At 26.0% G+C, this 14,989-nt stretch carries 12 protein-coding genes; 4 read left to right on the top strand and 8 right to left on the bottom strand.

The window, feature by feature from the left end; translation table 11 throughout:
- Positions 1-76: 76 nt before the first annotated feature.
- From H3N56_RS10930 to H3N56_RS10910, 5 genes are all read right to left on the bottom strand, one after another.
- Positions 77-448: a type II toxin-antitoxin system HicB family antitoxin gene (locus H3N56_RS10930; RefSeq protein ID WP_185881229.1), complete on the bottom strand. Its 372-nt coding sequence runs from the start codon at positions 446-448 to the stop codon at positions 77-79.
- A 165-nt stretch (positions 449-613) separates the two neighbouring features.
- On the bottom strand, positions 614-790 hold the full coding sequence (locus H3N56_RS10925; protein WP_185881228.1) for a hypothetical protein: 177 nt from the start codon (positions 788-790) through the stop codon (positions 614-616).
- Between the two features lie 24 nt (positions 791-814).
- Positions 815-4,207, bottom strand: a complete 3,393-nt coding sequence (locus H3N56_RS10920) for an autotransporter outer membrane beta-barrel domain-containing protein (RefSeq protein ID WP_185881227.1) — start codon at positions 4,205-4,207, stop codon at positions 815-817.
- Entirely contained in the window at positions 4,204-4,611 is a 408-nt protein-coding gene (locus H3N56_RS10915) for an Rrf2 family transcriptional regulator (protein WP_185881226.1), read from the bottom strand. The genes H3N56_RS10920 and H3N56_RS10915 overlap by 4 nt, the downstream gene beginning before the upstream one ends.
- Positions 4,612-4,700: 89 nt before the next feature.
- Complete coding sequence (locus tag H3N56_RS10910) at positions 4,701-5,237, bottom strand: hypothetical protein (RefSeq protein WP_185881225.1); 537 nt, start codon at positions 5,235-5,237, stop codon at positions 4,701-4,703.
- 139 nt (positions 5,238-5,376) lie between these two features.
- Between H3N56_RS10910 and H3N56_RS10905 the strand changes: the two genes are divergently transcribed.
- The gene (locus tag H3N56_RS10905; protein WP_185881224.1) at positions 5,377-6,726 is read left to right on the top strand and encodes a helix-turn-helix domain-containing protein; all 1,350 of its coding nucleotides are present in this window, start codon (positions 5,377-5,379) and stop codon (positions 6,724-6,726) included.
- Between the two features lie 351 nt (positions 6,727-7,077).
- Here the strand turns inward: H3N56_RS10905 and H3N56_RS10900 are convergent, their stop codons facing one another.
- Positions 7,078-10,461, bottom strand: a complete 3,384-nt coding sequence (locus H3N56_RS10900; protein ID WP_185881223.1) for an autotransporter domain-containing protein — start codon at positions 10,459-10,461, stop codon at positions 7,078-7,080.
- On the bottom strand, positions 10,458-10,865 hold the full coding sequence (locus H3N56_RS10895; protein WP_185881222.1) for an Rrf2 family transcriptional regulator: 408 nt from the start codon (positions 10,863-10,865) through the stop codon (positions 10,458-10,460). Before H3N56_RS10895 ends, H3N56_RS10900 begins: the two co-directional genes overlap by 4 nt.
- Before the next feature lie 397 nt (positions 10,866-11,262).
- Between H3N56_RS10895 and H3N56_RS10890 the strand changes: the two genes are divergently transcribed.
- The 3 genes from H3N56_RS10890 to H3N56_RS10880 all read left to right on the top strand — a co-directional run bounded on the left by H3N56_RS10890 (position 11,263) and on the right by H3N56_RS10880 (position 13,490).
- Complete coding sequence (locus tag H3N56_RS10890; RefSeq protein WP_185881221.1) at positions 11,263-11,667, top strand: hypothetical protein; 405 nt, start codon at positions 11,263-11,265, stop codon at positions 11,665-11,667.
- Between the two features lie 624 nt (positions 11,668-12,291).
- Positions 12,292-13,035, top strand: coding sequence for a hypothetical protein (locus H3N56_RS10885; RefSeq protein WP_185881362.1), 744 nt, complete (start codon positions 12,292-12,294; stop codon positions 13,033-13,035).
- 119 nt (positions 13,036-13,154) lie between these two features.
- Positions 13,155-13,490 (top strand): hypothetical protein, encoded by a 336-nt coding sequence (locus H3N56_RS10880; RefSeq protein ID WP_185881220.1) that lies wholly within the window; start codon positions 13,155-13,157, stop codon positions 13,488-13,490.
- A gap of 775 nt (positions 13,491-14,265) precedes the next feature.
- Here H3N56_RS10880 and H3N56_RS10875 read toward each other — a convergent pair.
- Positions 14,266-14,853 carry a tyrosine-type recombinase/integrase gene (locus H3N56_RS10875; RefSeq protein WP_185881219.1) on the bottom strand — a complete coding sequence of 196 codons (588 nt, stop codon included), beginning with the start codon at positions 14,851-14,853 and terminating at the stop codon, positions 14,266-14,268.
- Positions 14,854-14,989: the final 136 nt, after the last annotated feature.

The raw sequence follows: 14,989 nt of genomic DNA, 5'->3' as shown, positions 1-14,989 counted from the left end.
TTTTATTTAAAAGTAATAAAATCGTCGGTTAATTATTATACCTTTTTACAATTATTTTAGCAATTTTAATTATTTTTTAAATTAACCATAATAAAAATATTAATTTAATTTTTTTATGAAATTCGTTTAGCCATTTAGATAAGGATATACTTTTTTTAATGTTCCTATTATTAGAAGTACCTATAATAGATGGAATAGATACTTCTAGTAGTTGAATAAAATCTGTGGATTCAATTTTTATATTTTGTGGATTACTTTCTTTCGGAATAGTGAGCCCTTTTATTTTTAAGGAATAAAGGTATAACCCTAAACAATCTTCTGCTAAAAATAAAGCTTCTTCTAAATTTTTACCATATATATGTGCATCTGGAAAGTCAGGGAAAGTTATATAAAAATCACCATTATCTTCTTTGAATACAGCAGGATAAGTATATTTTTTTGTTTTCATCAATTTCCTTTCAAATTTAAAACATTATTTATTATATATAATATTGTTGGATGAAATCTATTTTTTAATGAACTTTATTACAAGATAGTTATAAAATTATTTTATTATTAACTTCTTTTTAATAGTAAAATTAATAATATTACTACCATTAATATTGATATTTTTTCATTTATTTGTTGTGTAGATTTCTTCAATAGTTGTTTTGTTAATCAGAAATTTTATCAGTGAAAATATAAAAAATGGTGAAGCTAAACCAAATGTTATTATAATTAACAGCGTCCATCCTAGTATAAATAATAAACTTTCTCCAAAAGTTACGTCACATTTTAATCTTTTAATCAATTGAAATTCTCCCTTTTGCATTAATTAAAATTTATATCCCAATCCTATTGTTGCACTTGCATTTCTGTTATAATCTTTTGCAAATTCCATACTTACACCTGCTGTATATATCATTCCACTTGTTTGTTCTAATTCTAAGTTGTATGCTACTTTTCCTGATGTTCTTGGTAGTTCTACTCCTTGAATATCAAATTTGTTTCCATCTTTTGAATTTCCTAGAACGTATCCATTTAATTCTTTAGATTTGTCTCCGATAGTATTTATTATCCCAAATGAGAATATATTTTTTAATTTACCTTGTTGTAAATACACATTTTTGATTAAGTCAATTCCTAATTCTAAATCTGCTGTATTACTATTTGCTTTATCTACTCCTACTGATAATTGTCCTGGAGTATATCCTTCATTTACATTGTCTTGCTCGATGTAGTAGTAACTTAATCTAGCTTTTGGCTCTAGTGTCCAGTTATCATTTCCTTCGATTGAGTATTTTACTTCAGCAAAAGCATTTAGTGAGTTGATATCATATTTATCGCTTGTCTTAAACGAGTCATACATATTTGATACAGATCTATCCGCGTCAGCTGCTGTATATTGATATCCTAATCCTGCCATTAATTTAAAGTTATTAATATCTGTTTTTGCAAACGTTCCCAAATATAATGAGTTTCCTTTTATTTTACTTGATCCCTTGAAGTTAATATCTTGATTATTTCCTCCGATTACTCCACCTATTGAAGTTTTATCTGATAGTCCATATTCAAATGTAGCTAATCCTCCAGAAGTACTAGTCGTAGTTTTGTAGTTTCTATGACCTGTATCAAATCCGTAGTAATTTTTTCCTGAAGAAGCATTATCATTCTTAACGCCAGTATAGATTCCTTTTCCTTGAATTATCCACTCATTTTCTTTTGGTTTGATTGTTAGATAAGACATATTGTCTTCAAATAGCTTTAAACTATCTCTAGAAGACTTTAAAGTATACGCATAAGGATTATTAGCGTAAATTTGGTCAAGTATCGTTAATAACCCTCCTAGAGATTCTTCGTATGTTTTATCTTCTAAAAGAGTAGTGTTAGCTAAAGCGCCTATTTCTCCAGCAGTTACTGTAGACTGATATACTTTATTTAGTTTTTCATAAAGTAACGAATCTATTACTGTTGGTGGTTCTACTGGTGGATTAACCGGTGGATCCACTGGCGGATCAATTGGTGGATCTATAGGAGGAATTGGTTTTGGTGGTTCTAGTGGTATAAACTCTTTTATAGTTATGTTTACATCTTTACCATCATCTGATAACTTACCATCTAACACTAGTGAGTTAGTTTTTATATGATCTGTATCCTTCCACCAAGAGTCATTTGTTCCAGAAGTTATTGTTGTTCCACCCATTGAAACAGTAGTATTAGCTCCTATTCCATTTAAACCTATTACTAGATTTCCTCCAGTACTAGATAGTGTACCATTATTTCCGTATAAGGCATGTCCTGTTACTTTTCCATCTAAAGTTATTGTAGGATCCACTCTTAATATTAAGTTACCACTTTCTAAATTAATCTCATCAGCACCAGTTACTTTTGCTACTTCAAATAAAGTTATATCCCCATTTGTACTTATATTTTCAAAATTATTAATTTCATGGAATATGTTTAGATTAGAAGCTACTTTAGAAGTAGTTTTTTCACCTAAATTTAAAATATCAAGATCATTTCCACCATCTAAATTACCATTTATTTGAACTGTATTAGAAATGCTCAAGGTATCAGTTCCAGCACCTAAATTAATATTACCATTTATAATAGAATTGTTCTTTATATTCAACTCATTATTAGTATTAAAACCAGATATTGCATTTAAATCTGTTTTTGAGCTATTAATCACTACATCTGTCAATGTAGTTTTCCCATCCTTTTCTAAAGTAATAGCTGCTTGACTAGCATTAATAATACTATTTTTTAACTCAAAGTCATTAATATCAACAGTTAAACTCCCATGTGATATTCCTGCTCCATTTATTATTAAATTTTCTGTTGTAGTTAATTTAGAAGCATTTATAAAACTATCATTTTTATCTAACGTTCCTTCTATTGTAGAGATGTCTCCATTTGTGGTTCCATTCAATATAGTTTTGATAGTTCCATCACTTAATCTAACTTCTCCACCTTTTCCATTAATTATTTTATTTATAGCTGTATTTCCATTAGGAAGCTCTACTAATTCAATATGAATTCCTAAATTTTCTTCTAGAAGAGATTTTGAAACTATTTGTTTTCCAATTAATGTTCCGTAATTTTTGACTTCTCCTGAATTTCCATTAATAGAATACTCTTTTCCTCTTATGACTCCAGAGTTTTCTATAGTTCCACTTTTGTTGAAAGCTATTCCATTTCCAGAGTTATTTATATCCAGTTTGGTAGGAGATATTTGGTTTTTTATATCTCCTATAATAAGACCTTTATTTTCAACATTTCCTAAATTTGAGAAAAAGCTCGAAACTCCGTTTCCACTTCCAATTAATTTTAGTTGTTTCCCTTTTGTTTCTACAATTCCTTTAATTATTCCATTGTTTATAAGAGAATTAATTATCCCATCTCCATTTTCAAGTGAATAATTTAAAATTCCATTTCCAATACCAAATGAGGTTATTGCTGAGTTAATTTCTCCAGAATTATTTCCTATGAATGCATTTCCTATTATATTTCCTTTATTATTTATTTTTTCAATAGTTGATTTGTGAGATAAATTTGAAATTCCATTTCCTACTGCCGTAGCACTAACTTTATTCGAAGTCGTGTTATCCAATTGAAGAATCGATCCATCACCTGTTATATCTCCTACATTTACTATTTCCCCAATTGATGATATCCCTTTTTTACTTGTGTTGTTATAATTACTTATTCCATTACCAGAACCATATAAAGATTTATTATCGACTACTAAATAATCTTCTATATGTACTTTCCCATTCATTTGTCCGTTATTTTCTACTTTTAAAATATTTTGAAGGAATTGATTTCCAGAATCTTGATTGTATATACTTAGAGCATTTCCAGTATTTAAGATTTGTTTTTCTTTTTCATTTTTAAAAGACTTGTCTCCTTCGATAAGCCCATTATTTATTACTTGTTTTAAAGTTACAGCGATTCCTGGATTAGAGGATAACTGGAATCTACTTAATCCATTTCCTGAATTAATTCTATCTTCAGATAAATCAGAGGGTTTAATTATTCCGTTATTGAATATATTTGTCTCTGTTCGTATTTCTATTTGTTGCATTATGGTTTTATCGTTATTTATTGAAATCCCATTTCCAAAGCTTGGATTCAGTCCTCCAGTTATTAAAAATAATACTAATATACCTTGAGTTATTGTTGTACATTTCTTCAGACGACCTTTAATTGTTTTTTCATTAATCATAAAACTTCCTCCCTTTCTAATAAATATTTAAAGTTAATTTTCTTTAGTTCTAATATCATTGTATTTCGAACCTTCCTTATTTCTTGGCACACTGAGCACTTTCCATTTCGCCATTCACAACTTTCTGGGGTATCTAAACATTCCTTTATAGTTAGATTTTCAATGACTCCAATCACATCATAAATGCTAATATTTGCAGGGTCTCTTGTTGGTAATATTCCACCATTTCTACCAGGGAATGATTTTAAAATTTTTTGATTTACTAGTTTTGTAATAATTTTAAAACCTAAACTTCTAGGAATTTGGCATTTTTCTACTATATGACTTGTTAAATGTATTTCATTAGTTTTATATACATATAAAACTATTCTTAAAGCATAATCGCTTTCTAAAGATAATTTCATTTTTCCTCCAACAAAGATATTCAGACTCTTACTATCGTTTTTTAGTTCAAAAAAATATATCTTTATTGTATAGCATTTTATATTGAATGTCAATTTTCTGTACTATTTAAGAGAGTTCTTTTTTTAGCTTTTATTGCTGCTATCGATCTATTAAGTTCTTCTGATAAAAAATAAAGAGATTTATTAATATTTTTTTTTAAAAAGCTAACTTCGTGATTACTCCATGGTTTGACTTGATATAAATTTAAGGATATTTTTTTATGCTGAATCTGATAATAGCTTTTGTCCAGTATTTCGCTTAATTGGGTTAAAGAGAGTTTATTATAATTTTCTTTTAAAAATTCTAAGTCTTCATTAGACCAGCTAATTTTTTTTTTGATTCTTCTTTTAGTATCAAAGGATATAAATTGTTTATTTGATTTTTCTTTTATTTTATCTAAAATTACTGATGCATCCTTAGATACATTGTGTATTATTATCATTTCTCTTTGATCTAAGCTTATATATGCTTTTTTTTGAAGAATTATAATGTTATTAATTTTTTTATTAGTTAATTTCAGGCTTAAGATTTCTTTATCGGTTTCAGATAAAGAAAATCTATTTATTAGTTTCATAATTTCATTCATATACCATTTCCTCTTTTATTTATTTGCAGATGTTACTATATTCAGGATATAATACTCTACATGGTACTTTTTATCAATGTACATAATAGTTCAGACTTTTCAGAACTATTATGTACAGTTTTTATATTGGGGGAATTTTATGGTTAATAGTAGTCAAAAAAAATTGTTGTTTTCATTACTTGAAAAAGAATATACAGTCCAGGAATTAAGCCTTATTCTTCTTTCTAGTCAACGCTTAGTTCATAAAAACATAACTTTTTGTAACGAGTACTTTAAAGATTATTTACAAATACTAAAATCAAATAAACATTATTACTTAGACTTAAAAGGAAATATTCCAGAAACAATCATCAATTTAATTAATAGCCACTCTAGTTTAACTCAAGAGGAAAGACGTTCATATCTAATTTTTCAGCTTCTCATTGAAAATGATTTCAATATGGAACATGAACGAAAAAAATTAGATGTTTCTAGAACAACAATAAAATCTGATATTATTTTTATAAAACAATATATCAAAAAATATAATTTGAATCTTGAATATAATAAAAATAAATATTTTATTACGGATTCAAGTCTATCAGCCAGATATTTTTTATTATTAAAAAATTTATATTTATTTTTTACAAAAATATGTTTAACAAATTTTCATAGAGAATCTATTAGTAATCTATTAAAAGATTTTAATCTTGAAAAAACTCGTTTTAAAATTATTAAATTATTAAAAAAATATTATTTAACAATAAATGAGGATATTATTAGTTTTTTAATAGCGCATAAAATTATAAAAAAAATTAAAAGAGTTGATTTTTCGAGTAAAAATAATGACTTTTTTAAACATTTTGTTTTTTTTGAAGATAGAAATAAGATTACTTATTGTGACAAAGAATTAAGTCTTATTTCTATTAATTCTTTTGAAAATAATTCTGAAACTTTATATAAATTATTTATTTCTAAATTATGTAATGAATATTCACTTCAAAATCTGAAATTAAATAAGAAAGAAAAACAAATTTTTTTTAAAAATTTAAATTTTTTAATACTAAAAAATAATATGTTAGATATCAATAACCCAGAAAACAATATTCAAAATAAATCTTATTTATTTATTAAAAAAAATTTAAAAGAGATATACAATGTTAGTGTTCCTTTTGAAAATTATTGCTTTCTTTTTTTTATACATAATTTTATTTTAATTCGAAAGATAGAAGAGAGCAGAAATAATCATATTTTAATTTATATTGACAGTTTAAATAAAGAGTTAATTTATTTTTTAGAAAAGGAAATACGCCATAAGTTTAAAATATGTTCAATTATTTTTGATACCAAAGAAGAATTAATTCGTTATCATAAAGAAAAAATACATTTATTGATAATAACAAATTCTAATTTTGATACTAGTTCAATTGTTTTAAATTTCAATCCTGAAAATTACTATCATTTTATATATCAATTAGAGGAAGCTATTATTTTTAATAGAGTTCAATAGTTATTTATTTTTAACCAGAAAAACTACGATAGTAGATTTTCTGGTTTTGTTAATTTAGATTAATAATTAATTTTTAAATACAATAACCTTATAAGTAGCTCAATATCCTATTCCAATAGTCTCAGAAGTTAAGCTTTCTTACAGCATAATCTTCAATATTATTCCTAAGTTTAATACTTTTTTTAGATAGTTTCATTTTATAAGGTTAGAAATTTTAAAAGAATAGTAATAGTTAAACAGTTATTGTTTATTTAGTAGTAAAATCCAGCTTCCAATAAATTTTATTCGTTGAAAGCTTAGTTTTTATCACTTGGAAGCATTTGTATTTAAATTATTTTTTGAATAATATATTTAAAATTTATATCCTAATCCTATTGTTGCACTTGCGTTTCTGTTATAATCTTTTGCAAATTCCATACTTACACCTGCTGTATATATCATTCCACTTGTTTGTTCTAATTCTAAGTTATATGCTACTTTTCCTGATGTTCTTGGTAGTTCTACTCCTTGAATATCAAATTTGTTTCCATCTTTTGAATTTCCTAGAACGTATCCATTTAATTCTTTAGATTTGTCTCCGATAGTATTTATTATCCCAAATGAGAATATATTTTTTAATTTACCTTGTTGTAAATACACATTTTTGATTAAGTCAATTACTAATTCTAAATCTGCTGTATTACTATTTGCTTTATCTACCGCTATTGATAATTGTCCTGGAGTATATCCTTCATTTACATTGTCTTGCTCGATGTAGTAGTAACTTAATCTAGCCTTTGGTTCTAGTGTCCAGTTATCATTTCCTTCGATTGAGTATTTTACTTCAGCAAAAGCATTTAGTGAGTTGATATCATATTTATCGCTTGTCTTAAACGAGTCATACATATTTGATACAGATCTATCCGCGTCAGCTGCTGTATATTGATATCCTAATCCTGCCATTAATTTAAAGTTATTAATATCTGTTTTTGCAAACGTTCCCAAATATAAGGAGTTTCCTTTTATTTTACTTGATCCCTTGAAGTTAATATCTTGATTATTTCCTCCGATTACTCCACCTATTGAAGTTTTATCTGATAGTCCATATTCAAATGTAGCTAATCCTCCAGAAGTACTAGTCGTAGTTTTGTAGTTTCTATGACCTGTGTCAAATCCATAGTAATTTTTTCCTGAAGAAGCATTATCATTCTTAACACCAGTATAGATTCCTTTTCCTTGAATTATCCACTCATTTTCTTTTGGTTTGATTGTTAGATAAGACATATTGTCTTCAAATAGCTTTAAACTATCTCTAGAAGACTTTAAAGTATACGCATAAGGATTATTAGCGTAAATTTGGTCAAGTATCGTTAATAACCCTCCTAGAGATTCTTCGTATGTTTTATCTTCTAAAAGAGTAGTGTTAGCTAAAGCGCCTATTTCTCCAGCAGTTACTGTAGACTGATATACTTTATTTAGTTTTTCATAAAGTAATGAATCTATTACTGTTGGAGGAGTAATAGGTGGTTCTACTGGTGGATTAATCGGTGGTTTTGGAGGTAAAGGAATACGGTCTAATATTCCTATTTTGATATCTCCATCTTCTTGTAAAATAGCATCAAGAACTAATGAATTTGTTATTATTTTATCTGTTTCAGAGTGTGGAGTGTCCATTGAATTTTGAATTATTGTACCATTCATAGCAACAATAGTATTTTCTCCTATTCCATTTAATCCGAGCACTAAGTTTCCACCAGTTGAATTAACAGTTAACTCTCCCGTTTCGTTATATAGAGCATGCCCAATTATTTTATCAGTGCTGTCTTTTTTTGTAGGGTCTATTCTTAAAGTTAAGTTTCCACTTTCTAAACTAATATCTCCTTTTGTATTATCAGAATTAATTTTAGAAGTTTCAAACAACGTTATATTTCCATTTGTATTTATTTCTTCAAATCCATTTATATCATGTAATATATTTAAATTTGGTGTTATTTTAGTTGTAGTCATTTCTCCTAAGTTTAAAATATCAAGCTCATTTCCACCATCTAAATTACCATTTATTTGAACTGTATTTGCTATAGTTAAAGTATCAGTTCCATCCCCTAAATCTACTGCTCCATTTATTATTGAGTTCCCTAGTAAATTTAATATATTATTTCCATCGTCGCCTTTTATAACTGCAACAGCATTTTTTAGTCCTCCACCATTAAAAGTAGTATCAGTTGCAGTTAGAGTTTTTTCAGACTCTATATATACAGCCGTATTATATCCGTTAATTATACTACTTGTTAATTCCGTATTTTTATCAACAACAAGTGCACCTTTATCTACTCCAGCTCCATTGATTATATAGTTATCATAATTTGTACCCGTTACTAGAGTAGAAGTAGAACTATCATTTCCAACAATATTTCCATTAAGAATAGTTTTTCCATCGATAAGTCCAGCACTTCCATTTTCAATATTAGTTATATTTCCTATATTATCTAATGTTATAGCAACACCATTATTTGTATAATTTGTCCTTGCATCATCATTTGAAACTTCAGTTCCTGCAATTAATCCATTATTTTCAAAATTTATATCTATTGCCCCTGGTCTCCCATAACGATCTAAATAAATGATTCCTTTCTCTCCAGCCATAGTTCCAAAATTTCTATAGGTAGTATCTACAGTAAAATCGTTAGGATCAGGAAAATGTACTCCCCGCATATCTAGCCATTTGAAGGCAATTGCATATTTTTGGTTATCGCCCCTTGAATTTATAGTTCCAAAATTAGAACCTATTATTGAAATATTTTGTCCGCTAATATCAATAGATCCATTTACAGACCTCCCTTTCGAATTATTTGCTATTCCTGTTATAATTCCATAGTTATTAAAATTATTAATAGTCACATCAAGACCACTAATATGTATACCATTTCCCGAATTATCAAAATAGTCATCACGAGGATCAATTGTTGTTACCTCTCCTTGAATGACACCTTTATTTTCAAGAGTTTCTATCTTTGTTACTTTTCCTGATATTGTTATTCCATTTCCGCTTGGTGTATTTGAACTATCAGTAATTGCTTTTCCTTGAATAATTCCTTCATTATAAATACTATTGATATTAACGTCAGGCATATCCCGATCCTCATAAACTGGATCAAAACCAATAAAAATTCCATTTCCTGAGGTTGCCAAAGTTGAGTCGATATAGCCAGTAGTTACATCACCTTGTATTATTCCACTGTTTTTTAATTCGTTAATAGTAGATACCTTTGCATAAACTCCATTTCCAGATCTTTCAAATTGGGATGCCCGTGAATTTATTTTATTTCTTTGACCTTCACCTGTTATAATACCTTTGTTTTCAAGGCTATTATTTTCACCCTTTATAAAAATTCCATTTCCTGAGGCAGATGGTTCTATAAAATCCTCAATTTTTATACTTGTTATTATGTTCCCTGCTATAATTCCCGAATTAATTATTTTAGAATCAGTTATATTTTGTCCTAAAACCATTCCATTTCCTTTATTCGTAACTCTTACATCAGTTTCTTCTAAATGTTTTATTTTAATAGTTCCGTCATTTTTTATATCAGTACTTTCCTCTGGTATTTCAATGCTATTTTCATCTACTATAATTTTATCATTAATCCATTCCTGTCCATAACTAATGTTTCCAGTTATTAAAAATAGTACTAATATACCATGAGTTATTGTTACATATTTCTTTAAACAACCTTTGATCATTTTTTCATTTTTCATAAAATTTCCCCCTTTTCTAATAAATATTTAAAGTTAATTTTTTTTAGTTCTAATGTCATTATACTTCTAACCTTTTTTATTTCTTGGCACACCGAACACTTTCCATTTCGCCATTCACAATTTTCTGGGTTATCTAAACATTCCTTTATACTTAAATTTTCAACAGCTCCAATCACATCATAAATACTGATATTTTCAGGATTTCTTATTGCCAATATTCCACCATTTCTACCAGGGAATGATTTGAAAATTTTTTGATTTACTAGTTTTGTAATAATTTTAAAACCTAAACTTCTAGGAATTTGGCATTTTTCTACTATATGACTTGTTAAATGTATTTCATTAGTTTTATATACATATAGAACTATTCTTAAAGCATAATTACTTTCTAAAGATAATCTCATTTTTCCTCCAAGAAAGATATTCAGACTCTTATTATCGTTTTATAGTTCGAAAAAATACATCTTTATTACACACAATTTTATATTTTTATGAATTATCTTTTTTTCAAGAAAGATCTTCTATCAATTTTATTGGTGCTATAGACCTATTAAGTTCTTCTTATAAAAAATAAAGAAAGTTTATTATAATTTTCGTTTAAAAAATCCAAGTCTTTATTAGTCTTATTATTTATTTTTATATTAAATACTTCCTTAAAATATATCAGTTTGATATATTTTTTTCTATGTATAAATTTTATTTTTTTTATTTTTATTTTTTATACCTTATTATTTTTAAAAAAAGAATATGGATATATATCTTATACAAGTATATAATAGTAGAATATTAAAGGAGGTATTCATGACATGCTTAAATAAAAATGATATCGACATTCTAAAAACTTTTCTAGGGCAAAAGATTCTAACTTCTGAAGAAATTTCAACTTTTCTTAATCTTACTTCTTCTCAGGTTAAAAATGGATTACAAAGAATTGATCTTTTTTTACTTACTAATAATCTAGGATTTATTAGTAAACACAAAGCTTCTCTTTCTTTAACAATAACTTCTAAAGAATTTAATCCTGAATTAATTTTTGCTACCTTTAACTTATCAGCAAAATGTAGACAAACCTATATTCTTTTGACTCTAATGGTTGAAAAAAAAATTGATTCAACAAATTTAATCAATTCGTTAAACATAACAAAACTAACGTTAAGTGCAGGTGTGACACGTTTTATAGTGAAAAGCTATAACATGCTAAATTGATTTTAAAAATTAATCAAAGTAGTAGAGAACTATATTTTCGAAAAGTAGAATGATGGAATAATTCCCAGAAATGCTTTCCTTAATACTCCGATATGCGATTAAATTTAACTAAATTTAATGGTGTAAAGCTCGGTGAAGTCGGTTGAGAATTATCCCTAACATGTAATGGTGAGGAAATGCGAATCAGAGATGATTGAGATGATGATAGACCGGAGGTCAAATTTATATGGTGAGATGCTTTTAGCTGGCGAAGTTACGAATTAAAAAGTCTAGATTAACGTTAAAATAGAAATGTTTTACTTAACTTTTAGTTAAGGTGAATGGAGATGAGTAAAAATCTGCGCTATGAAAATCTCTGTATTGCTATAGCAATATAAAGTTCACAGGCTTATAGTAACCACCTAAGTAAATTTTATGATAGAAAATATGGAACGTGGAAAGTAGAATACAGTATTTATATTGGTGAATATAAATTAATTTTTTAATGAAATTTCTTTAATTCTATGAGAGCGAGGTTATAGTACCAATGAACCTGTGATAATAAGTGGGGGAGGAATGGGCCTTAGTCAACTTCTTATGTTGATGGAACGCCGTATGCGGTGAAAGTCGCACGTACGGTGTGGAGTGGGGGAAAATCTAAAGATTACTTCAAATGATTACCTATCACTATATCTTAAAATAATTACAGCATTACTTTCAAAATATGATTTATCTTTATCAAAAGTTAAATGGAAGGGCACATTTTTAGTTGGATCTAATGAAGATATTCGAAAATTCTTTATTCAGCTACTACTTAAAATAATAATTGAGTCTGAAATTAATATTTTAAAATCAAAAAATTTTCTAAATCCCATTCTAAAAATATATTTAGATAATTTGATTTCTAAAAAACTTAAAAATGAGCTATTTTTATTAACAAAAAAATTAACAAAATTACTTAATTTAGAACTAGATTTTTATGGATTTAAAGCAATTGAAGTAACACTTATATATTTGTATATAGAAAATGAGGATATAAATATTGAAAGTTTCCTTAGTGAATTCTCTTTTAAAACAAAAGAATTATATACTCGTTATTGTATTAAAGTTGATAGTACAAATATTTTGAAAAATCATCAAATATTAAAAGATAATCTTCCCTATATTATTTTTACAATTTTAACTTTACATGAAGAGTTTTACTCTAAAAAAAATTTATATTATAGTCAAGTAGTGTATGAGCTAGAACTTTATTTTGATATTGAATTTTCCTCTGTAGACAAATATCTTTTCATAAGTATTCTTGAGTGTTCAAATTTTAAAAAAATTTTGAACTTTATAATTTTAGTAATTATACTACGTCTGGTAATGATTTTAATATTCCGATAAATATTGTTTCTTTTTTTAAAATCTTTTTATTGAAATATAACTTAAGTTTTTTAGAGGATGATTACTTTAAAATTTCACTATTTTTTTACCATCAAATTTTACAAAAGAAAATTCCATTATTGAAAAAACATATTTTAATAATTGATTTTTCTCTTAATAACTGGATAGGTAAAAATCTGAAATTGTCTTTAAAACACATTCTTAAAAAATCGACAGTGGAAATATTAAATACTCGTTCAAATAAGATATTTATAGATACTTTAAATAATATAGATTATATTTTATTTACTTCACAAATAGATCTTCTATATTTTGAGAATCGATTTCCTGAACAATCTAGTAAATTTACACTTATTGAATACCATAATTTTTTCCAAATAGAAAACATCATTTTTTATTTAATTTTCAATAATAAAATATTAGCATATAAAAATTATCATTGTTTTGAACTTTAATTTCTCTTTAAAAAATTACGATTGTATTCTGTTATAGAAAAAATCAAAAAAAGAGATAAAGTTTTAGAAGTATAAATAGTAATTGTAGATTTTCTAGATTGAGTGTGTAATATCATGAAAATCTACAAGTTATTTGTTCTAACAATAAGATTTCTAATTAAGATACAAAAAAAGCTCTTAACAAAGTTAGAAACTTTTTCTTAAATTGAGAATATTTACATTAAAATTCATAGATTAAAGATTTGCATTATGTTAGTGTAAATCTTTAATCTATTTTTTACCAGTATTTTTTATAATAATATAGAATTTTTAGAAGGTACTAAAAATTTGACATCATCATTTCGATTATAATCGATTTTAAAATATAGTCTCTAGTGAATGTTCATCAAGAATGAATACGGTCTATTTTTGAGTTTTAAAGGATTTAGTAAGATGGCTTCAATTTTTTATTGATTTATCAACTTTTTGTAGATTATGGGTGTTTTTTATAATGCATATTTGTTTAGAATTTATATAATTACTATTTAATTTAAATTGTTAGTATTTTTCAGATTAGTTTAAAAGTGATTTTTTAATTTGTTAAGTTTTATCTCATTCTTAAAGTTAGCCATTTTTGTGTATTTTAAACTTGTAGTCTTTTCTATAATTTTTATAAAAAACAAGAGGAACATATGTCTTTTTAAATATAAATAACCTATAACATAAAATATAGAAAATTTAATATTTGTAAATTTTTTTATTTTCATAGTTTTCAAATCGATTTTATGAAACCATTCTAAATATTTAATTCAGCTACAGCATTATTCATATCTTCATCAGAAATTCCTAAATATAATAAAGTAGTTGCTTGGTTTGAATGATTTAATCTTTTCATAATTAATTCTATCTTATATCCCTTTAAATATGCGAGATTTCCCCATGTTTTTCTCATTGTATGAGTACCGATATTAATTTTAATATTTTCATCAGAAACAGCTAGTTTAAAATATTTATCAACAGCTTGCCTTGTTATAAAAAATTTATTAGACTTAGCTCTATTTCCTATGCCAACAAAAAGATAAGGATTATCAGTAACATTAATAACTTTTCTTAATTCTAAAGCTTCTTTAAAAGCTTTCATAGTATTTTTATTTAACTTAACTCTATTAGCTTTTCCTGTCTTTTTGTCTTTACTTATATATTCTCCATGAAGTACAAAATATTCAGCTTGAGTCACAGTAATTTTTAGAACATCTGAAACTCTTAAAGCTAAATTTACTCCTACCTTCCAAATAAAGAAACAAGTTCTATTAATTTCGTATAATCTATTTTCAAATATTTGCAAAATAAATTCATTTTTAAATCCTTCTATTAAATTACTCATAAAATGAAACTCCTTTATTTACAGTGTTCTTTAGTTTACGTTTTTATTATAGCTTAATACAAGATTTAAATCAAGATTAAATCCTTTTAAAATATAGATATTCTAGTTGCTATAATCTAATTTTGTAAACTAGAAT

The organism is Cetobacterium sp. 2A, from assembly GCF_014250685.1.
Classification (GTDB): Bacteria; Fusobacteriota; Fusobacteriia; order Fusobacteriales; family Fusobacteriaceae; genus Cetobacterium.
Note: the sequence above shows the minus strand (reverse complement) of the source record. Positions and strands in the feature narration are given on the sequence as shown.